The following is a 19,191-nucleotide window of genomic DNA, read 5'->3' as shown; positions in this document are numbered from 1 at the left end:
GGGGCCATTCGGGCGATAGTCAACGGATTTCTTCCAAGAATAATGCATTAGGGAAATGTTGATAGGGAGTATAGCATTGCTCAAATGACCAAATATTGATGAAAGCCGTATAGTTGAGTTCGCGTAAAAACCCAGTCCCGACCTATCCCATTCTTATCGGCCGTCCCAAGTGATTCAAGACCTTGACCGTGTATTGAAGCGGATTGCTGCGCATTGAGAAACGACAAGGCGTGCGCCGAATCGATGCGGCCGGCTTTCGCGAGGAGGGAGGGCGCCCGCAGCGCTCCTCTATTCTTCCCCTCTGGCGGCAACCGCAGCCTTGTGCGCAAGGTGACGCACGAGCAGCCCAGGCGGCATCCTTAGCCAGTGCGCGCGTACGAACAGCAGGCGGCGGGCCAGCCCGGTAAAGCCGTCGCCGCAGCTTGGATGATGCGGCAGCAGGGCCCGGCCATACAGCGCATCCATCAGGCGCATCGTCATTGGTCCCGGCGCAAGGCGCGCCGCGGCCTGCAGTGTTGCCGGCGGTACCGGCGTTCCCAGCAGATGCGCCGAAAAGCGCAGGGCATAGAACACGGCGCGTTCCAGATCCAGCTCGCTTGCCCGTGCCAGCAGTTCGGACCAGAAGCCGGGCAGGGTGGCAAAATCGCGCAGCAGCAGGTCGAGATCGCTCAGGTCGCGCAAACCCTTTTCAAGCTCCTCTTCATGAAACAGATGGCAGGCGCTGTGGATCACCATGTCGACCGGGGCCAGCACCAGCACGCCGGGCCGTCCCGGCAGCGGACGGGCGGCGGCAATGAGCCTGGCCGAGTCCGGCTTGCTGGATGCCGTCGTCGGCAGGATTGCATGATGCACGTCGACCACGGTCATGCGCCGGCCATGCTGCATGGGCGGCAGTTCATGCATCCATGCGCGGTAGTAGCGGTCGTCGTAGGCGCTATGGTGGCTGGTGGCCCAGCCATGCATCATCAGTGCGGCTTCGGCCTGGTTGATGCGCGCCTTGGGCACCAGGATATCGATGTCGGCAAAGCTGCGGCCGCTGGCGGCGGGCGCGCCTGCCGCCAGATAGGCTGCGCCCTTGAGCAGGATCAGCGGCAGCCCGGCGCTGCCAAGCGCCTGCCCGATCTGCGTGATTTCCCACTCCACCGCTTCCCGGTGGCGCTGCGCGACCAGCAGGGCGCCCTCGAAATGGGGCACTGCCTGCGGTGCAATCGCGTCGGGCGCATGGCGCTTCGCCAGCAGGGCGATGCGCGCAAGCAGCTGGGCCGCGCGCGCCTGGCGCAGCAGCAGGTCCCATTCCGCCAGAGACAACTCGCGCAGCCGTTCCGGGTCGCGCAGGACCCGCACCAGGACGGGTGCCGCCCTCACCGCGCGCCTGCCTGGCTCGCCAGCTGGTCGAATGCGGCAATCGCTTCGTCAAGCCTGCTGTAACGGAAGTCGTAGCAATCGGAGTGCGCAACGACGCCTCTGAGCGCTTCGAAGCCGGCCGCACCGAGCCGGGTGTAATTGAAGGCATTGTCGGCCACCCGCATGAAGGCGCGGCTGCGCGGCACCGGCGCCAGCGAGAGCGCTGCATTTGCCTCATAGCGCGGAAACACGATCCATCCGGGCCTGGCAACCTGGTCGGCGCATTCGATGCTGCGGCTTGGCGCCTTCATCTGCGCCACTGTTCCCTTGACCGTATCCATTACGCTGGGGCTGAAGGTGGCATGCGGCACGTAGCGCTTGATCACATCGATCGAGGCATTCTTCAGGCTCACCGGCCTGGGCAAGGGAACCAGCGCGCCGTCATCACGGCGGATCAGCGTCAATTCATCCGACAGCAGCCGCCAGCCATGATGGATCAGTGCGGCGCACAGGGTGCTCTTGCCCGAGCCGGGAGGCGCCGGAAGGATGGCGGCATGGCCATTCTTTTCGATCACGGCGGCATGAATGATCAGGTAATGATGCGCATGGCTGGAGACGCACCAGTTCAGTCCCCATTCGAACATCGGGAATGCCTGGCTGGCGGGAAGCGCGGCGAACGGCGCATGGCCGTCGGCGATGAAGTCCACCTGCGGCCTGAACCAGCGACGCAAGCCGCGCGGCGGCGCGAGTTCGACGTGGAAGTCGGCAAAGGGGCCGTCAACAAGCGGGTAGTCGCTGTAGAGCAGGCCGAAGGAGTCCGCCACCCGGTCGAGGCGGGTGCGCAGGCAGGCAGTGAAAGTCCCGGTACGGAAATACACGCCATCGGCCATCAAACGCAAGCGCAGGTCGGCGTCTGGCAGTTCGGAAATCTTCAAGGTCAGGTGTGCTCAATCAGGCTGAGGGCGGCAAGTTCGGACAGCAGTTGCTCGGCCAGCGTGGCAGGTGCGTCGTCGGCGTCCAGCTCCCATTCGCTGGCGAGAAAGGCGGCCAGGCTGTCGCGATCCGCAGGGCCTTGCCGCAGCCGTTCCAGCAGGCTGGCCGCGATGCCGCTCAGTAGATGGGTGTCGCCGGAGAGGTCGTTGTAGACAACCGTTTCCTCGGCGTCCGACAGCATGCGCAGGCGCTGCCCGGCGCGCAGCTTCCAGTTCATCTGGACGCAGAATGCAGTTGCATCAGCCGAGCTTGCGCGGTTGCGTGAATGGCAGGCCCTGGGTGGCGCCCAGGTAGCTCATGATGTCGTCTTCACCCCACCTGATGCCGGCGCTGGGCGTGTAAATGCCATTGGCCTGCCATTCCTTGAAGATGGCGATGGCCTGCAGGTCTGTCGGATATTTATTCAGGCCGGCCTTGAAGTTGAGGTAAGCGGCGATGATGGACTTCACGACTGCCGGCGTTTCGCCGCCATTCAATGCGTCGTACAGCGTCGCCTCGTCCAGAGAAGTGCTCTTGGCCGCCTGGCCTGGCGGCAAGTCCTTCTTGTCGGCGCGGCTGGGAAAGGCGTCGTAGAATTTTTGCGGCGCACCAGTGCGAAACATCAGGCTGGAACTGCCGAAGATGTCGATGAAGCGTGTTTCCTTGGGCACAGGCCACTTGCGGTTCGGGTCCAGCCAGTTGGCCGCGGTAATGCCATCGCAGGCGGCCGCCTCGGTGTTCTGCTGGCTCAGGTTCGCGGAAGCAAAGCCGGAAGGGGACTTGCAGGCGACCTGCGCCAGCGCGGAACGACTGGTAAGCGTCAGAATGACCGCGGATGCACCCACGCCAGCCCGGGTGAACCTGCGGCGCGATGGATTACGCACCTGCGGAGGCGTCGCCGCTGCGCCGTTTTCCGGCTGGCGACCCGTTTCCTCATGTCCAGAATTTTCCATCGTCATGTTGTGAACTCCCGTATCTTCAATTGACGTAATTTTAACCGTCTACTCAAATACTAACAGAATGCGATTCAAAGTTGACAATCAGAATGATATCTGCTTGCTATTGCTTTGATGCCACGCAACAGGAAGTTGCAAATATCACATCACTTCAGTCGTTTGTCGGCATCATGTCCTAAAAACGCCCAGCGCAGCATGGCTTACTCAATGCCAGGCAGAGATTTTGCATAGAAAGTTGCAAAGAATATAATTAAATTATCGCATGTGTTCTGCGTGGCCGATGCGAATTCGGTCAACAAGAATCTTATTGAAAGGTCGTTTCATGCGTTTTCCGCTTTTCGCCAGGTTTGTCTGTAGCGTCGCCGTGTTGTCCGGCAGCATGGCAGCGCACGCCGACAGCGCAGGCGCCGGGTACGGTCAGGGTAGCCGCAAGCCGCAGGCATTGGTCGAAGAGGCTGCACGTTATGAGCATGCGGAAGGCGTGCCGCGCGATTATGCCCGCGCCATCGATCTGTATTGCGCGGCGGCCAGGGCCGGCAATGCCGATGGGCAGTACGGGCTGGCATGGATGTATGCCAACGGTCGTGGCGTTGCGCGCGATGACGGCATTGCAGCGCATCTGTTTGGGCTGGCCGCCGAGCAGGGGCATGCGCAGGCGGCCACCATGCGCCAGCTCGCTTCCATCAAGCCCGTCGTCCCGCCCTGCATGGTGCCGCCGCCAGCCGTTGCCGCAGTCTCCGTGCCAGCTGGCGCGGCGCCGAACTATCCGCGCGGCCATATCTACAACACGGTCGGCAAGGTGTCATTCAAATATGAAATCGATCCGGAACTGGTGCTGGCATTCATTGCCGTGGAATCCGGCTTCAATGCCAAGGCGGTGTCGCCAAGGAATGCGCAGGGCCTGATGCAGCTGATCCCCGAAACCGCGCAGCGCTTCCGCGTCAAGGACGCCTTCAACGCCGAAGACAACATCAAGGGCGGGGTCGCGTACCTGCAGTGGCTGCTGGCGTTTTTCAAGGGCAATGTGCCGCTGGTGGCGGCTGCCTACAATGCAGGCGAGCGAGCGGTGGAGCGTTATCGCGGCATTCCGCCTTACCCGGAAACCCGCGACTATGTGCGCCGCATCACCGCGCTCTACCGCAAGACCACCCATCCTTACCGGGAAGGACTGGTGCAGGCTTCGCCCATCCTTGCCGCCTCTTCCGGTTCTCCCGGCTCTCCGGGCGTCAAATAGGCGGATCGATCGGGCGGTCTGACGCTGGCACGCACCACGGAATGATCCAGCCCGCCACACACAGCATGACCTGGGTGATGTCGCCATAGCGGCCATGCCATTGCTGCTGCCATTCGAGCGCAAATACCGCCACGGCGGTCAGTACGGCGCCAGCGAATGCCGTTCGCCGCGCTCCGCCGTTGGGCCGCGCGATGCGCAAGAACCAGGCCAGCGCCATGAACAGCCACAGCAGTTCGAGAATGTTCGACAGGCCGGCGACGCTGTGCATCTGGCCGGCAAACAGCGTCCAGTTGAAGGTCGCCACCATCCACGGCGCGCCCGGCGCCAGTTCCGCAACCGTAAACCCGAGCACGATCGTCAGCATGCCCAGCCACGGCAGAATCCGCAGCGGCAGATGGCGCAGCAGCAGGCTTGCCAGCAGCGCGATGCAGGCGCCGGCGCAAGCCTCGAGCGACAGCACCCGGCCAACGATGAGCGCCTTGGCCGCCAGCAGCGACAGCAGCGTCAGCGCGAACAGCGCCAGCGCCGGCTTGCCCGGACGCGCCAGCAGCAGGACCATCGCGCTCATGCTGGTGAACAGGCAGGCGTAGGTCAGCAACTGCGCCATGACGATGAGTTGCGGATCATGCAGCGCATGCCACAGGCCGGACAGGGCGCGGCGCAGATGGCTTACATCCAGGGTCGGCACCAGCGGGCTGGTTTGCGACAGCAGCCACAGGCACACGATCACCAATCCGGTATTGGCAAGCGCGCCTTGTCGGAACCAGCGGTCGCGCCAGGCCAGCGTCAGCGCACCGGACAGCGTATGCCGCAGCATGGTGCCGGCGAGCAGGGCCCCCAGGCCGCTGCCCAGCGCATTCATCGCGATATCGACCGGCGAAGCGACCCGCGCCGGGTTGAACTGCTGCAGGCACTCCATGGCAAGGCTGAGTCCGCTTCCCATCAGGGTGGCCAGCAGCGCCGCCCGCGTGGCGCGCATCGTCCCTGCCAGCCAGAGTGCAGCGAGCAGCCCGAAGGGTGCATACACCAGCACATTCTGCAGCACGTCCGCCTTGTCGAGATGGGCCGGCCAGATCAGCAGAAATGCCATTGCCGGCAGTTCCGGCGCGTGCCAGTGCGCAAACGGATACAGGCTGCCGTAGGCCAGCAGCGCGGCATAGCAAAGCAGGGCGGCCAGCATGCGCCATGCGGAGCGGGCGGGAACGAGGGGCGTAACGAGAGGAAGGTCGTGCGGCATGGGAGAGGGGAGCGTCAAACTTGATCAGACCCGGGTGGAGGCGGATTGTACGCGAGTAAAATGGCACGCGCGTTGCCGCCTGCGGCACATGGCTATCCCGTATTCCACCTTCACAAGGCTTTCCTCTCTATGCCAAAAACCATACTCGTGACCGGAGCTTCCGGATTCATCGGCTCGCATACCTGCGTCGAACTGCTGCAGAGCGGGTTTGATATCGTCGCGCTGGACAACCTCTGCAACAGTTCGCGCAAGGCGCTCGACCGGGTGCGCCAGATCACCGGCAAGGACTTCCCGCTGCACGAGGCCGACATCCGTGACCGTGCCGCTCTGGACGCGCTGTTATCCCGGCACCGGGTCGATGCGGTGATCCATTTCGCCGGCCTGAAGGCAGTGGGCGAATCGGTGGAAAAGCCGCTGCTGTACTTCGACAATAACGTGGCCGGCAGCGTCAACCTGCTCGAGGCGCTGACCGATGCCGGCGTCAAGGTCTTCGTGTTCAGCTCCTCGGCCACGGTCTATGGCGACCCGGAGGCATTGCCGCTGGTGGAAAGCGCGCGCCTGTCCGTCACCAATCCCTACGGCCGCTCCAAGCTCATGGTGGAACAGATACTGGGCGACCTGGAGCACTCCGACGCCTCCTGGCGCATCGGCGTTCTGCGCTATTTCAATCCGGTCGGCGCGCATGAGAGCGGGCTGATAGGCGAGGACCCGCGCGGCATTCCAAACAACCTGATGCCCTTCATCGCGCAGGTGGCGGTGGGACGGCGCGAGAAGCTGTCGGTGTTTGGCAATGACTATCCGACGCCGGACGGCACCGGCGTGCGTGACTACATCCATGTGGTGGACCTTGCCAAGGGCCATGTGGCGGCATTGAACCGCCTGTTCGCGCACGACGGCGGCTTCACGGTCAATCTCGGCACCGGGCAGGGATACAGCGTGCTGGAAACGGTGAAGGCATTCGAAGAGGCAAGCGGCCGGCCGGTGCCGTATCAGGTTGTGCCGCGCCGTCCGGGCGACATCGCCAGCTGCTACGCCTCGCCGGACCTGGCGGCGCAATTGCTGGGATGGCGCGCCGAGAAGGGCATGCGCCAGATGTGCGAGGACCACTGGCGCTGGCAGAGCGGTAATCCGGAAGGCTTTGGCGACGACTGAGGATGGTCATGCGGCGGGGTCTGCCGGCCCCGCTGCCACGGGCCGCTGAAGCGATGGCGGCATCGGACATCGAGGTTCGACGGCGCGCCAGGCCCGCCAAAAGAAAAAGGCCGGTTGACGATGTCAACCGGCCTTTCAAATCGTGGTGCCCACGGAGGGACTCGAACCCCCACACCTCGCGGCACATGGACCTGAACCATGCGCGTCTACCAATTCCGCCACGTGGGCCTTGGGATCTGCTGCTTCCCAAAGAAGACTGGCATTATAGAGACAAATTCCCCGAAGTCAACATGGCTTGAGCGATTTCTTGCAACTGGCATAGTTCTAGGCGAATGAAGCCTTAGTCCGTTACACTACCCGCTCAATTTTTAACCACCAACACCACACGCTCTTGAGCCAATTTCCCTATTCCATACCCAGCCGCGAAGACATCCTCGGCATCCTCCGTACCGCAAGCGAACCGCAAGACGCCAGCACCATCGCTGCGGCGCTGCATGTGGGACCCGATGAAACCGAGGGTCTGATGCGCCGGCTGAATGCGATGGAGCGCGACGGCCAGATCAGCTCGGAGCGCAGCGGCATTTACAAGCTGAGCCATATGCCCAACTTCGTCGAAGGCAGGGTCAGCGGGCACCGGGACGGCTACGGCTTCCTGATCCCCGACGATGGCGGCGACGACCTGTTCCTGTCCGAGAAGGAAATGCAGAAGGTGCTGCATGGCGACCGGGCGAAGGCGCGCGTTTCCGGCACCGACCGCCGCGGCCGGCCTGAAGGCACCATCGTCGAAGTGGTGGAGCGTGCCAACAGCCGTGTGATCGGCCGCCTGCTCAACGAGAACGGCGCCTGGATCGTGGTGCCAGAAGACAAGCGCATCGGCCAGGATATCCTGCTGGCCGGCTCGCCGGGCAAGGCCAGGAGCGGACAGGTGGTGAGCGTCGAACTGACCGAACAGCCGTCCCGTTATACCCAGCCGGTGGGCCGGGTGATCGAAGTGCTGGGCGACATCGACGACCCCGGCATGGAGATCGAGATCGCGGTGCGCAAGTTCGGCGTGCCGCACGAGTTTTCCGACGCGGCCAGAAAGCAGGCTGCCAAGCTGCCAGCGGAAGTGCTCGAGGCCGACCTGGACGGCCGGGTCGACCTGCGCGACATCCCGATGGTGACCATCGACGGCGAGGATGCCCGCGACTTCGACGATGCCGTCTATTGCGAGCCGGTGAAGATCGGCCGCAGCAAGGGCTACCGCCTGATCGTGGCCATTGCCGACGTCAGCCATTACGTGCGTCCCAACGACGCGCTCGATGCCGATGCGCTGGAACGCAGCACCTCGGTGTATTTCCCGCGCCGCGTGATTCCCATGCTGCCGGAAAAGCTGTCGAACGGGCTGTGCTCCCTGAATCCCAACGTCGACCGCCTGACGCTGGTCTGCGACGCGGTCGTCACCGCCAAGGGCGAGATCAAGGCTTACCAGTTTTATCCGGCGGTGATCCACTCGGCCGCGCGCCTGACCTACAACGAGGTCGCCGCCATCCTGACCAATACCCGCGGCGTGGAAGCGGCGCGGCGGCAGGAACTGGTGCCGCACCTGCAGAACCTGTACGACCTGTTCCACGTGCTGCTGCAGGCCCGCCATGCACGCGGCGCGATCGATTTCGAAACCACCGAAACCTATATCGTCATCAACGGCGCCGGCAAGATCGAGCAGATCCTGCCGCGCACCCGCAATGACGCGCACCGCCTGATCGAGGAATGCATGCTGGCGGCCAATGTCTGCGCGGCCGACCTGCTGGAGCGGCACAAGCACCCGACGCTGTTCCGGGTGCATGCCAGCCCGAGCAAGGAAAAGCTGGACCAGCTGCGCACCTTCCTGAAGCAGATGGGCCTGAACCTGGGTGGCGGCGACTCGCCCAGCGCGTCCGACTATGCCGAGCTGCTGCCGAAGATCAAGCTGCGTCCCGATGCGCTGCTGCTGCAGACCATGCTGCTGCGCTCGATGCAGCAGGCGGTCTACAGCCCGGAAAACATCGGCCACTTCGGCTTGTCCTATGAAGCCTATGCCCACTTCACCAGCCCGATCCGGCGCTATCCCGACCTGCTGACGCACCGTGCGATCAAGGCGATCCTGCAAGGCAAGCGCTACGATCCGCGCGGCATCGAGGTCAGCGAACTCAATACCCAGCTGTCGCCGGCCGGCCGGCGCAAGGCGGCGCAGGACAAGGCCAGCGGCAAGAAGAAGCTCGATGGCGATTACGCGATCTGGGAATCGCTGGGCGTGCACTGCTCGGCCAACGAGCGTCGCGCCGACGAGGCTTCGCGCGATGTCGAGGCCTGGCTGAAGTGCTATTTCATCCGCGACCGTCTGGGCGAAGAGTTCACCGGCACGATCTCGGGCGTTGCGCCCTTCGGCATCTTCGTCCAGCTCGACACCCTGTTCATCGAGGGACTGGTGCATGTGACCGAACTGGGCGCCGATTACTTCCAGTACGACGACACCCGCCATGAATTGCGTGGCGAGCGTACCGGCATGCGCTACCAGCTGACCGACCGGGTCACGGTGCAGGTCAGCCGGGTCGACCTCGATGCGCGCAAGATCGACCTGCGACTGGTCAACGAGCCTGGCATCCATACCCAGTTGAAGAACGAGGCGCGGCGGGCAGACAGCGAGCAGGGTGGGCGCAAGAAGAGGCGCGGCAAGGCGGACGACGTGCCGGCAAGCAGCCCGGCCGCTCCGGCCGGCGAGTCGTCGGTCGAGACGGCTGTCGACGCCCGGCAGGCGCCGCACAAGGCGCGCGGCGGCAATGCCGACAACATCAGCAATAGTAGCAATGGCGGCAACCGCAAGCCACGCAGTGCGGCAGGCGCTGCGCCCAAGGCACGCACCTCCCGCAAAAGCGCCGGCGACAAGGCCGGCGGCAAGAAGAAACGACAAAAGTAAATGAAAAGCAAACTGATTTTCGGCTTCCACGCCGTCACCGCCCGGCTGCGCCATGAAGCGGAAAGCATCGAGGAAATCTATGTTGACGCGGGGCGTCACGACCCGCGCATGCGCGAGTTGCTGCGGGCAGTGCAGGCCGCCGGCGTGCGGGTGATCCAGGCCGACGAGCAGCGCCTGTCGAGCATGGTGGGCAGCCGCAGGCACCAGGGCGTGGTGGCCAAGGCCGGCGCCATCTCGCTGGCGCGCAATCTCGACGAACTGCTGGATGTGGTGGTCGGCCCGCCGCTGCTGCTGATCCTCGACGGCATCACCGATCCCCACAATCTCGGCGCCTGCCTGCGGGTTGCCGACGGCGCCGGCGCGCATGCAGTCATTGCCCCCAAGGACAGGGCGGTTGGCCTTAATGCCACTGCCGCCAAGGTGGCCAGCGGCGCGGCTGACACCGTGCCCTACATCACCGTCACCAACCTGGCCCGCACCATGCGCGAGCTCAAGGAGCGCGACATCTGGCTGATCGGCACCGCCGACGACGCGGAAAAGGGCTTGTACGAGGCCGACTTCAGCGGCGGCACCGCGCTGGTGATGGGCTCGGAAGGCGAGGGCATGCGCCGCCTGACCCGCGAGACCTGCGACCTGCTGGTCAACGTGCCGATGATGGGTTCGGTGGAAAGCCTGAATGTGTCGGTGGCTTCGGGCGTGTGCCTGTACGAGGCGCGCCGCCAGCGCATGGTCAAGGGCGTGTGACAGCGCCTTGACCGGCTAATGATGCCAGCGCGGCGCGATTTGCCGCTACCATCGCTGTCTCCCGTTTCGATTTAATCCATTCCATGTTTACCCGGCTGCGCGAGGACATCGCCAACATCATGCAGCACGACCCGGCGGCGCGCAGCCGCTGGGAAGTGCTGACCTGCTATCCAGGACTGCATGCGGTCCTGCTGCACCGCCTGGCGCATCGGTGCTGGAAGCGCGGCCTGCACTGGACCGCGCGCTTCCTCTCCCATATCGGCCGTTTTCTCACCGGCATCGAGATTCATCCCGGCGCCACCCTGGGTCGCCGGGTCTTCATCGACCATGGTTTCGGCGTGGTGATCGGCGAAACCGCGGTAGTCGGCGACGACTGCACCATCTACCAGGGGGTGACATTGGGCGGCACCTCGCTGGTCAAGGGCGCAAAGCGCCATCCGACGCTGGAGCGCGGCGTGCTGATCGGCGCAGGCGCCAAGGTGCTGGGCGGCTTTACCGTGGGCGAAGGCGCCACCGTGGGTTCCAATGCCGTGGTGGTCAAGCCGGTGCCGGCGGGCGCCACCGCGGTCGGCAATCCGGCGCGCATCATCGAAAAGGACGATGCCAGCCCGGCCCGGCAGGCGGCGGCGCGGATGTTTGCCGCCTATGGCGTCACGCCCGATGCCGACGATCCGCTGTCCAGGGCGCTGCATGGCCTGATCAACCAGACCGCCACCCAGGAAGCCCAGCTCCAGCGCATCCTGTCTGCGCTGCAGGCGGCGGGCATTGCCTGCGACAAGCTGGCCGACCTTGACCGTTTCGACCCCGACCAGCTCAACCGGCTGGTGGAATAGGAGAGTTTGATGAGCGACGATCTGCCGCTGGATGCGGTTGAAGTGCGTGTGCTGGCGGTGCTGGCCGAAAAGGAGCAGCTGACGCCGGACAATTATCCGATGTCGCTCAATGCGCTGGTTGGCGGCTGTAACCAGCTATCCAGCCGCGACCCTGTGATGACGCTGGCCGAAGAGGAAGTGCAGGACGCGCTGGACCGGCTCATGGCGAAGAAGCTGGCTGCCGAGGTCAGCCAGGCCGGTGCGCGCGTGGCGAAATACGAGCACCGCATGCGCCTGCGCTGGACGCTGGAGCAGGACCGGCTGGCCGCGCTGGTGATGCTGATGCTGCGCGGCCCGCAGACCGCGGCCGAGGTGCGCAGCCGCGCCGGCCGCATGCATGAATTTGGCAACGTTGCCGCGGTCGAGGAAGCGCTGCAGTTCCTGATCGATAAATACCCGCCGCTGGCGGTGAAGCTGGCGCGCGCGCCCGGCGCCAAGGAAGCGCGCCATGCGCATCTGCTGTCGGGCGAACCGGCCGAGGGCACGGAGCAGGCTGCCGGGCAGGCAGTCGCCGCACCGCGGCAGGACCGGGTGTCGCAGCTGGAGGCGGAGGTGGCGCAGTTGCGGGAGGAACTGGCCAGGCTGTCGGCGGAGTTCACCGAGTTCAGGCGCCTGCTGGAGTAGCCGCGCTGGTGGCTTGCCAACGAGACGATGCAATGAAAATGGCGCCCGCGGGCGCCATTCTATTTTGCCGATCGACGCGACTTACAGCGTCTTCAGCGCGGCCTTGGCTTCCTCCGCCTTGCCTGACGCGCCACCCTTGGCGACGACTTCCTCCAGGTTCTTGCGGGCGGCTTCCTTGTCGCCTGCCTTCATCTGGGCCATCGCCAGGTTGTAGCGGATGTTGATCGCGCCGGGCGCGGCTGCGGCGGCTTTTTCCAGGTAAGGCAGGCCGCGCTTGATGTCGCCGCGCTCCACCAGGATGTAGCCCAGCGTGTCCATCACCGCCGGGTTGTTGGGCGCCAGCGCCAGCGCCTTTTCCGCATACTCCACCGCGCGCGCATCCTTCTGCGCCTGGTAGGCCATCGCCAGGTTGTTCAGCGCGCCGATGTTGTTGGGCTCCTGCTTCAGCACGGCCTGGAACTGCTCGATGGCGCTCTTGCTGTCATTGTTGTTCAGGCTCATCGTGGCCATATGCAGGCGCACCGCGGTGTCCTGCGGATGGGCCTTCAGCCAGGCAGCCACCGTGGCGTCGGCGTCCTTGGCGCGACCGGCCTTGGTCAGCGCCTCATGCAGCTTGACCAGCACCGCGTTGCCGCCATTGGCAGCCATTGCCTGCTCATACGGCTTGACGGCTTCCGCCGGCTTCTGCTGCAGCATCATCAGGTCGCCTTCGAGCGAATAGCCGACAGGCAGCTTGGGCAATTGCTTCTGGATCTCGCGCGCGGTGGCCAGCGCGTCCTGCGGCTTGCCTGTGCGTGCCTGCACCGCCGCCAGCGCCACCTGCGCTTCGAGATAGTCGGGCTTCAGGGAAACGGCTTTCTTCAGCGAGTCGATGGCCGCGCCCTGGTTCTGCATCAGCATCTGCACCGTGGCGATGCGGTACTGCGCCAGCGCCGAATTCGGCACCAGGCCAGCCAGCTTGCGATAGGTGTCGAGCGCGCCTTCCTTGTCGCCATTGACCAGCGCGGTCTGGCCGGAGAAGTCCAGCACTTCGGGGCTGCTTGGATTGCTGACCAGCAGCCGCTGCGCCAGCGCCTGCGCCTTCTGCTTGTCGTTGATCTGCAGGTAGTGGTTGCCCAGGCGCAGCGCGGCCGGCAGGTCGTTGGCGTTGACGTTGGCGGCGCGCTCGTACAGCGCTGTGGCCTCGTCGTTCTTGCCCTGCGACTTGGCCAGGCTGGCCAGCGCGGTGATGGCCTCGACATTGTTCTTGTCCTTCTCGATGAAGGCTTCGATGCGCGCCTTGGCGGCATCGGGCTTCTTCTCGGCCACGTCGACCTGGGCCAGGTTCACGACCGGCGCGAAGTAGGTCGGCTGCAGCTTGGCCGCTTCCTCGAAGCTGGCGCGTGCCTGCGGAAACTCGCGTCGGGCCAGGTGGACATTGCCCTTTAGGGTCTTGATGGTGGCGTCGTTCGGCTTTTCCTTTTCCAGCTTCTTCACCGCGGCCAGCGCCTGGTCGTATTCCTTCAGGCGCAGATGGTTCATCACCAGCAGCATGCCGGGCTGGGTATTCTTGTTGTCGAGGTTGCTGGCCATCTCGAGCTCGGCCATGCCGCTGGCATTCTCGCCCTGCGCCAGCTTGCTCATGCCCAGCGCGGTGCGGATCATCGGCGCCTGCGGCGCCAGCGTGGTGGCCTTCTCGAAGTACTCGGTGGCCTTCTCGTAGTCCTTCGACTTCATGTAGGACTCGCCAGCCAGGCTCAGCATCTGCGGGTCTGACTGGGTTTGCTGCATCATCGGGCCGAGCACCGCCAGCGCACGCTGCGGATCATTGTTCTTCAGCAGGATGGAAGCGAGGAGCTTGGTTGCATAGGGATTGCCGGGATTGGCATCGATATAGCGCTTGACGTTGCGTTCGGCCTGCTCGTTGGAGCCCAGCGCAAACTGGATGGCGCCGGCCAGCAGCAGGCTGGGCATGTGGTCGGGCGCGACCTTGAGCACCTGCTGGATCGACTCCAGCGCCTGCTTGTGATTGCTCTGGCTGAATTCCAGCAGCGCCTGCGCATAGCTGACGCTGGGCGATCCGGGCGAGAGCTTGCGCGCGGCCTCGATCTCGGCCTTGGCCTCGTCGAAGCGCTTCATCGCAATCTCGAGATTGGCCTTGGCGATGCGGTTCTGCACATGGTCGGGCTTGATCTTGATGGCCGCGTCATAGGCTGCCATCGCCTCGTCATTCTTGTTCTGCGCGCGCAGCAGGTCGGCCTTGGCGATCAGGGCCTCGGTGCTCTGCGGATTCTTCGCCACTGCCTGGTCCACCATGCGGGTGGCGCCCGCCACATCCTTTTCGGCATAGGCAATGCGGGCCAGGCCCACCAGCGCCAGCGGCGTGTCGGGCGTGATCTTGAGGGCGTCGTTGTAGGCGGCCTTGGCTTCCGGGATCTTGTTCAGCGCGGTATAGGCGTCGCCGCGGATGACCTGCGCGCCGGCGTCGCTCAGGCTGCCGGCGGCGTTCAGCGCATCCAGCGCTTCCTGCTGCTTGCCCTGCGCCATCAGCGACCTGGCGAGCTGGGGCGCGGTCTTGTCCTTGGCCACGCCGAGATCCATGGCGCGGCGGATTTCCTTCTCGGCAGACAGGGGATCGCCGGATTCGTTGTAGATGCTGCCGAGCATGAAGCGCGCCTCGGCGTCGTCCGGCTTTTTCTGCAGCGCATTCTTCAGCTGGATGATGGCGGCCTTCTGGTCGCCCTTCTGGCGGTACTGGGCAGCTTCCGCCACCAGCGCTTCCGGGCTGTCGCTGCGGCCGCAGCCTGCAAGGCTACCCCCGAGCAGCAAAACTCCGGACATTACGACGGCCGATGTGGCCAGCTTCGTCTTCTTACTTGGCATGACTTTTCCTCTGAACTTGGTGTGGCGGTGCGGTCGGCACATCGATCGTGACGACGCATTCTGACAGGGCGCACCGCTGCCGGATCGTGCAGGTATTACACATGTTCCTGCGGGAGCGTGTTGCGCTGAGCGGTGAGCGATGACTGCCTTATATCAGTTTGGCATGAGAGTACACCAACCGCCCGGCGTTGACACCCGATTCTTTATAGAATTGCACTTGTTTTGAGGAAACGCAGATATCGGCCGCCGCCTGGCGCCGGCGGCCGATAACCGCGTCGGACCCATGATGTATGATCCCGGCTTATCGTTATCAGATCAATCACAGAGCGCCTGACAATTTGGCTCTGGCATCTCTGCGGCAGCATGCACGGCCGGAGACCGCCGGCGCGCATTCTTGTCGGGCGCTCACAGCTACAGGACGGCTACAGCAGCATGCATTCCCTCGAAGACGTGAAAAACCTTGTCAGCGACACCCTCGGCCTGGGTGAACGCGGCGCCAACCTGACCGCGGACAGTCCCCTGCTGGGCGCGATTCCCGAGCTGGACTCGATGGCGGTGATCAACCTGATCACCGCGCTGGAAGAGCAGTATGGCTTCAGCATCGCCGATGACGAGATCAGCGCGGAGGTGTTCGAAACCCTGCGCAGCCTCGCCGCTTTCGTCGACCGGAAGCTTGCCTGATGCAGGCCGCGCCCAGCCATCCGCCGGCGCGCCCGTTCTTCCTGCAAGCCAGTCCCGGCAAACGCTTCTGCCTCTATCACCCGCCACAGGGCGCAACGCGTGGAATGGTGCTGCACCTGCCGGCCCATGCCGAGGAAATGAACAAGTCGCGCCGCATGGTGGCATGCCAGTCTCGTCTGTTGGCCCAGCACGGCTTCGGCGTTCTCCAGCTTGATCTCTACGGATGCGGCGACAGCGAAGGCGATGCCGGCGATGCCCGATGGGAAATCTGGCGCGCCGACGTCGCCTGCGCGCTGGACTGGATGCGCATGCAGGCCGACATCGCGCCGACCTTGTGGGGTCTGCGGCTGGGCGCCTTGCTCGCGCTCGACGTGGCGCAGCAGCGGCCTGACCTTGCCTCTCTGCTGCTATGGCAGCCGGTCACCGACGGCGCAGCCTACCTCACCCAGTTCCTGCGGCTGAAACTGGCGGCCGACATGCTGGCCGCCGGCAAGGGCGAGGCCGGCGGCGTCGATGCTCTGCGCCGCCGCCTGGGCGAGGGCGCCATGCTGGAAATTGCCGGCTATGCCCTGACGCCGGCGCTGGCTGCGGCGATCGACGCTGCAACACTGGCCGGCATGGTTGCGCCGGCATGTCCGTTGCATTGGCTGGATACGGTGCCGCAGGCAGGGCGCGGCATGGCGCCGGCGCGCGCCGCGGCTGCGGCACGCTGCGTGGAGCAGGGCTGGCAACTGTTGACGCAGACGGTGCAGGGGCCGGCCTTCTGGAGCAGCCAGGAAATTGCCGAGGCGCCCGCGCTGCTCGATGCCAGCCTGGCATTGCTGGCCGGGGAGACCGCGTGAACATCGAGGAGCGGGGCGTCGGTTTTCACTGCGCAGGCTGCTGGCTGTACGGCGTGCTGTCGCTGCCGGCGGCCATGCCGGCGTCGGCACGCGGCGTGGTGCTGGTGGTTGGCGGCCCGCAATACCGGGTCGGCAGCCATCGCCAGTTCACCCTGCTGGCGCGCGAACTGGCATCGCAGGGGGTGCCGGTGCTGCGCTTCGATTACCGCGGCATGGGTGACAGCGAAGGCGATCTGCGGGACTTCTCCGACGTGGAACCGGACCTGCGCGCCGCAATCGACGCGTTTTTCCTCGAAGTGCCCAGCACAACGGAAGTTGTCCTGTGGGGCCTGTGCGATGCCGCATCGGCAGCCATGCTCTATGCGCACCACGACCAGCGGGTGACCGGCATGGTGCTGCTTAATCCCTGGGCCCGCACCGAGGAGGGGGCGGCGCGCGCCTACCTGCGGCATTACTACCTGACAAGGCTGTTCGATCCGGGGCTGTGGAAGAAGATCGCCGCCGGCCGTTTCAACCCGGCCGCGGCGCTGCGCTCGTTCCGGGGGCTGCTTGGCAAGGCCACGCGCGGCGCCGCGGCATCCAGCCAGCCAGGAGCAGCCGCGCAAGCCGTCGCCCAGCCGCTGCCGCAGAGGATGCTGGAGGGCTATTCCCGGTTCCGCGGGCACACGCTGTTTATTACCAGCGGCGCCGACCTCACCGCCCGTGAATTCGAGGCGCTTGCGTCCGGACGCGACTGGCGCAGGGCCATGCGCGGCAAGCGGGTGGCCCGCGAACGCCTGCGCGATGCCGACCACACCTTTTCACGCATTGAATGGCGCAACCAGGTGGCGCGCTGGACTGCCGACTGGCTGCAGCGCTGGTAAGCCGGGGCGGCGAGGCGGCGCTTCCTGCCCGGCGGCGACTATGCCGCGTCCGGTGCGCGGCGCAGCCGCCGCAAGCCGTTTTTCAGCAGTCCGCCGCCGAGATGCAGGGCCGCCGCCGCGATGCCGCGTACAGAGCGCAGATTGAACGCGATAATCCCGCAGCGCTCGCGGCTGTGCGACATCCAGTCGCGTTTGTAGGCGTCGTCCCCGGTCAGGTAGTCGACTTCCCTGACCCGGTCGATATCGATCACTTGACGCATCAGCCGCTCGGTGAGCAGGGAGCCGATGGAGAGGCTGGCAAATTTTTCGTCATAGGCCAGTTTGTAGATCGAGGCAACGCCGGCGCAGACGATCCAGAGCTGCGCGGCGGCCGGCTCGTTGTCGACCGTCGCAATGCCCAGCCGCAGCCAGCCCTGGCCGGCGCAAAGCCGCATCAGGCCGGGCATGAAGTCCGATGACGGCTCGGGCGACTTCCAGCTTGCTGCATATACCTGTTCATAGGCGGCAATGGCGCTTTCCAGCTGCGCTCCGCCGGTCACGATCTCGAACCGCGCCCGGCCCGACTTTTCCAGTTGCCGTCCCTTGCGCTTGAGCGTGTTCTTCAGGCGCGACGGCAATCCGGCCGCATAGTCGTCGTAGCAGCGCCCGGCGACATCGAGGTACCAGTTGTGAAAGCAGAAATAGCGCTGGGTCGCCATGCCGGCCGCGCGCAGCGCCTGCAGCAATGCCTCGAAGGACGGGTCTTCGGGGTCCAGGGGATGCAGGTCCAGGATGTCCCACCGCGGCCGTTCGGCGGCAATCGCCGCCGCCAGGGCTGTCATCGCCTGGCGCAGGCCGGCTTCGTCGCTGCCGACGGGACCATAAAGGGAGCTGTACCAGTTCGACAGGCCTTCCAGCTGACGCATGCCGCGACGGCCCGCGGCTTCGCGCAGGGGCAGCACGAATGCCAGGTTGCCGTTGCTCTGCTCGCGCACGCCGTAGAGGCGCAGCTGCACATTGCCTTCGAGCCCGGTCGCGGCCAGGTGCGTGAACCAGGGAAGGCTGAGGAACAGCCCTCTTTGTTCCAGCGCCTGTTCAAACAATGCGGACGCCTGTTCCGGCATATCGGGAAAACGTGAATAGGCTTCAGCGGCAAACATCGACGTTACGGTGCATGGGATGGTTCATCAAAAAGGGGCAAGTCACTGTGGATGGAAAACCTTGATGCAATATTGCTATCAATCAACTGCAGGGCATTATTTCTTGCCAAGACTTGTCACATGTTTACTATGTGCGCTTGCCGAAATACTGGGCGGTTATGGTGCTGCTTATAGGAAATTTATTGAAATGCGCTGCGCAAGGTTTGCGTTATATCGAGCCTGGCTATAACAACTGTGGAATGCCGCCCAGTAGTCCATAGTCTTATTGTAATGCCAAGAAAGTTTGATGCAGTTCGGAAATCTAGTGACTTTTTGATATCTGTGAGTCGTATCGATGCGACAATCGAATATCGAAAGCCGCAATAAGGCTGCGGGTGCATGATGCACTGCAGCATGTATTGCCGGACGTGCGAATGTTCTGTGTTTAAATGCTTCTTGGATAATTCGTTTCTTCATAGTAATATTTATTGTAGGAAATAAATACTGCTGTGATTGGTCATGTTGCGCTCCGATCGCGTCTGCAGCCTGGCTTTGACCTGTATTGACCAGGCCGCTTTCGAAGGAGGCGCGCCGGTATGAGTCTGGAGTAGAAAAAGTGTTAAAAATTTCTAGGGCGTGTCATCAATTAAGCCAGACAACAACGGCAGCAAGATGGATGGCGCCGAGGAAGTTGCGGGCGGTCTTATCGTAGCGGGTGGCAATGCTGCGATATTGCTTGAGTTTGTTAAAGAATT

17 protein-coding genes and 1 tRNA gene are annotated in these 19,191 nt (G+C 64.2%); 9 read left to right on the top strand and 9 right to left on the bottom strand.

What is annotated here, in order from left to right; genetic code table 11:
* Positions 1-288: 288 nt before the first annotated feature.
* The 4 genes from IGW04_RS14065 to IGW04_RS14050 are packed head-to-tail and all read right to left on the bottom strand — an operon-like array spanning position 289 to position 3,275.
* On the bottom strand, positions 289-1,365 hold the full coding sequence (locus IGW04_RS14065; RefSeq protein WP_323744858.1) for a nucleotidyltransferase domain-containing protein: 1,077 nt from the start codon (positions 1,363-1,365) through the stop codon (positions 289-291).
* On the bottom strand, positions 1,362-2,279 hold the full coding sequence (locus IGW04_RS14060) for an HprK-related kinase A (protein ID WP_194713715.1): 918 nt from the start codon (positions 2,277-2,279) through the stop codon (positions 1,362-1,364). Before IGW04_RS14060 ends, IGW04_RS14065 begins: the two co-directional genes overlap by 4 nt.
* A gap of 2 nt (positions 2,280-2,281) precedes the next feature.
* Positions 2,282-2,554, bottom strand: a complete 273-nt coding sequence (locus tag IGW04_RS14055) for an HPr-rel-A system PqqD family peptide chaperone (protein WP_194713714.1) — start codon at positions 2,552-2,554, stop codon at positions 2,282-2,284.
* Positions 2,555-2,576: 22 nt separating this feature from the next.
* Positions 2,577-3,275, bottom strand: coding sequence for a hypothetical protein (locus IGW04_RS14050; protein ID WP_194713713.1), 699 nt, complete (start codon positions 3,273-3,275; stop codon positions 2,577-2,579).
* 376 nt (positions 3,276-3,651) lie between these two features.
* Here IGW04_RS14050 and IGW04_RS14045 point away from each other — a divergent pair, with 376 nt between their 5' ends.
* Entirely contained in the window at positions 3,652-4,506 is an 855-nt protein-coding gene (locus IGW04_RS14045; RefSeq protein ID WP_228527094.1) for a lytic transglycosylase domain-containing protein, read from the top strand.
* On the opposite strand, the gene IGW04_RS14040 is transcribed toward IGW04_RS14045, so the two are convergent.
* Complete coding sequence (locus IGW04_RS14040; RefSeq protein ID WP_194713711.1) at positions 4,499-5,686, bottom strand: VanZ family protein; 1,188 nt, start codon at positions 5,684-5,686, stop codon at positions 4,499-4,501. The two genes, IGW04_RS14045 and IGW04_RS14040, sit on opposite strands and share 8 nt — an antisense overlap.
* Before the next feature lie 186 nt (positions 5,687-5,872).
* Between IGW04_RS14040 and galE the strand changes: the two genes are divergently transcribed.
* Positions 5,873-6,895, top strand: a complete 1,023-nt coding sequence (gene galE, locus IGW04_RS14035; protein ID WP_194713710.1) for a UDP-glucose 4-epimerase GalE — start codon at positions 5,873-5,875, stop codon at positions 6,893-6,895.
* Between the two features lie 143 nt (positions 6,896-7,038).
* On the opposite strand, the gene IGW04_RS14030 is transcribed toward galE, so the two are convergent.
* Positions 7,039-7,123: transfer RNA gene (locus IGW04_RS14030), tRNA-Leu, on the bottom strand.
* Positions 7,124-7,286: 163 nt separating this feature from the next.
* Between IGW04_RS14030 and rnr the strand changes: the two genes are divergently transcribed.
* The 4 genes from rnr (at position 7,287) to IGW04_RS14010 (ending at position 12,070) form a co-directional block, all read left to right on the top strand.
* Positions 7,287-9,830, top strand: coding sequence for a ribonuclease R (rnr, locus tag IGW04_RS14025; protein ID WP_194713709.1), 2,544 nt, complete (start codon positions 7,287-7,289; stop codon positions 9,828-9,830).
* The gene (gene rlmB / locus IGW04_RS14020; RefSeq protein ID WP_194713708.1) at positions 9,831-10,574 is read left to right on the top strand and encodes a 23S rRNA (guanosine(2251)-2'-O)-methyltransferase RlmB; all 744 of its coding nucleotides are present in this window, start codon (positions 9,831-9,833) and stop codon (positions 10,572-10,574) included.
* A gap of 83 nt (positions 10,575-10,657) precedes the next feature.
* Positions 10,658-11,407 carry a serine O-acetyltransferase gene (gene cysE, locus IGW04_RS14015; protein ID WP_194713707.1) on the top strand — a complete coding sequence of 250 codons (750 nt, stop codon included), beginning with the start codon at positions 10,658-10,660 and terminating at the stop codon, positions 11,405-11,407.
* A 9-nt stretch (positions 11,408-11,416) separates the two neighbouring features.
* Complete coding sequence (locus IGW04_RS14010; RefSeq protein ID WP_194713706.1) at positions 11,417-12,070, top strand: YceH family protein; 654 nt, start codon at positions 11,417-11,419, stop codon at positions 12,068-12,070.
* 81 nt (positions 12,071-12,151) lie between these two features.
* On the opposite strand, the gene prsT is transcribed toward IGW04_RS14010, so the two are convergent.
* Positions 12,152-14,890 (bottom strand): XrtA/PEP-CTERM system TPR-repeat protein PrsT, encoded by a 2,739-nt coding sequence (gene prsT, locus IGW04_RS14005; RefSeq protein WP_228527093.1) that lies wholly within the window; start codon positions 14,888-14,890, stop codon positions 12,152-12,154.
* Positions 14,891-15,364: 474 nt separating this feature from the next.
* Between prsT and IGW04_RS14000 the strand changes: the two genes are divergently transcribed.
* Genes IGW04_RS14000 through IGW04_RS13990 form a run of 3 tightly spaced genes read left to right on the top strand, consistent with a single transcriptional unit; the run spans position 15,365 to position 17,318 of the window.
* Positions 15,365-15,613, top strand: coding sequence for an acyl carrier protein (locus IGW04_RS14000; protein WP_194713704.1), 249 nt, complete (start codon positions 15,365-15,367; stop codon positions 15,611-15,613).
* Positions 15,613-16,455, top strand: coding sequence for a hydrolase 2, exosortase A system-associated (locus tag IGW04_RS13995; protein ID WP_194713703.1), 843 nt, complete (start codon positions 15,613-15,615; stop codon positions 16,453-16,455). Before IGW04_RS14000 ends, IGW04_RS13995 begins: the two co-directional genes overlap by 1 nt.
* Positions 16,452-17,318, top strand: a complete 867-nt coding sequence (locus IGW04_RS13990; protein WP_194713702.1) for a hydrolase 1, exosortase A system-associated — start codon at positions 16,452-16,454, stop codon at positions 17,316-17,318. The genes IGW04_RS13995 and IGW04_RS13990 overlap by 4 nt, the downstream gene beginning before the upstream one ends.
* A gap of 38 nt (positions 17,319-17,356) precedes the next feature.
* Here the strand turns inward: IGW04_RS13990 and IGW04_RS13985 are convergent, their stop codons facing one another.
* Together IGW04_RS13985 and IGW04_RS13980 are read right to left on the bottom strand one after the other, a co-directional pair.
* Positions 17,357-18,457, bottom strand: coding sequence for a GNAT family N-acetyltransferase (locus tag IGW04_RS13985; protein ID WP_194713701.1), 1,101 nt, complete (start codon positions 18,455-18,457; stop codon positions 17,357-17,359).
* Positions 18,458-19,078: 621 nt separating this feature from the next.
* A partial coding sequence (locus IGW04_RS13980; protein ID WP_194713700.1) for a transposase occupies positions 19,079-19,191 on the bottom strand: 113 nt, incomplete at its 5' end.

The sequence above is a fragment of the Noviherbaspirillum soli genome (genome assembly GCF_015352955.1).
Classification (GTDB): domain Bacteria; phylum Pseudomonadota; class Gammaproteobacteria; order Burkholderiales; family Burkholderiaceae_D; genus Noviherbaspirillum_A; species Noviherbaspirillum_A soli.
The sequence above is the reverse complement of the archived record's forward strand: the minus strand, read 5'-3'. Positions and strand labels throughout refer to the sequence as shown.

Excerpts from the sequence above, each read along its gene's own strand:
- rlmB (WP_194713708.1), top strand. The coding sequence starts at position 9,831 with ATGAAAAGCAAACTGATTTTCGGCTTCCACGCCGTCACCGCCCGGCTG.
- IGW04_RS14055 (WP_194713714.1), bottom strand. The coding sequence starts at position 2,554 with ATGAACTGGAAGCTGCGCGCCGGGCAGCGCCTGCGCATGCTGTCGGAC.
- IGW04_RS14000 (WP_194713704.1), top strand. The coding sequence starts at position 15,365 with ATGCATTCCCTCGAAGACGTGAAAAACCTTGTCAGCGACACCCTCGGC.
- IGW04_RS14045 (WP_228527094.1), top strand. The coding sequence starts at position 3,652 with ATGGCAGCGCACGCCGACAGCGCAGGCGCCGGGTACGGTCAGGGTAGC.
- prsT (WP_228527093.1), bottom strand. The coding sequence starts at position 14,890 with ATGTCCGGAGTTTTGCTGCTCGGGGGTAGCCTTGCAGGCTGCGGCCGC.
- IGW04_RS14040 (WP_194713711.1), bottom strand. The coding sequence starts at position 5,686 with ATGCTGGCCGCCCTGCTTTGCTATGCCGCGCTGCTGGCCTACGGCAGC.
- IGW04_RS14050 (WP_194713713.1), bottom strand. The coding sequence starts at position 3,275 with ATGACGATGGAAAATTCTGGACATGAGGAAACGGGTCGCCAGCCGGAA.
- IGW04_RS13985 (WP_194713701.1), bottom strand. The coding sequence starts at position 18,457 with ATGTTTGCCGCTGAAGCCTATTCACGTTTTCCCGATATGCCGGAACAG.
- cysE (WP_194713707.1), top strand. The coding sequence starts at position 10,658 with ATGTTTACCCGGCTGCGCGAGGACATCGCCAACATCATGCAGCACGAC.
- IGW04_RS13995 (WP_194713703.1), top strand. The coding sequence starts at position 15,613 with ATGCAGGCCGCGCCCAGCCATCCGCCGGCGCGCCCGTTCTTCCTGCAA.
- IGW04_RS14010 (WP_194713706.1), top strand. The coding sequence starts at position 11,417 with ATGAGCGACGATCTGCCGCTGGATGCGGTTGAAGTGCGTGTGCTGGCG.
- galE (WP_194713710.1), top strand. The coding sequence starts at position 5,873 with ATGCCAAAAACCATACTCGTGACCGGAGCTTCCGGATTCATCGGCTCG.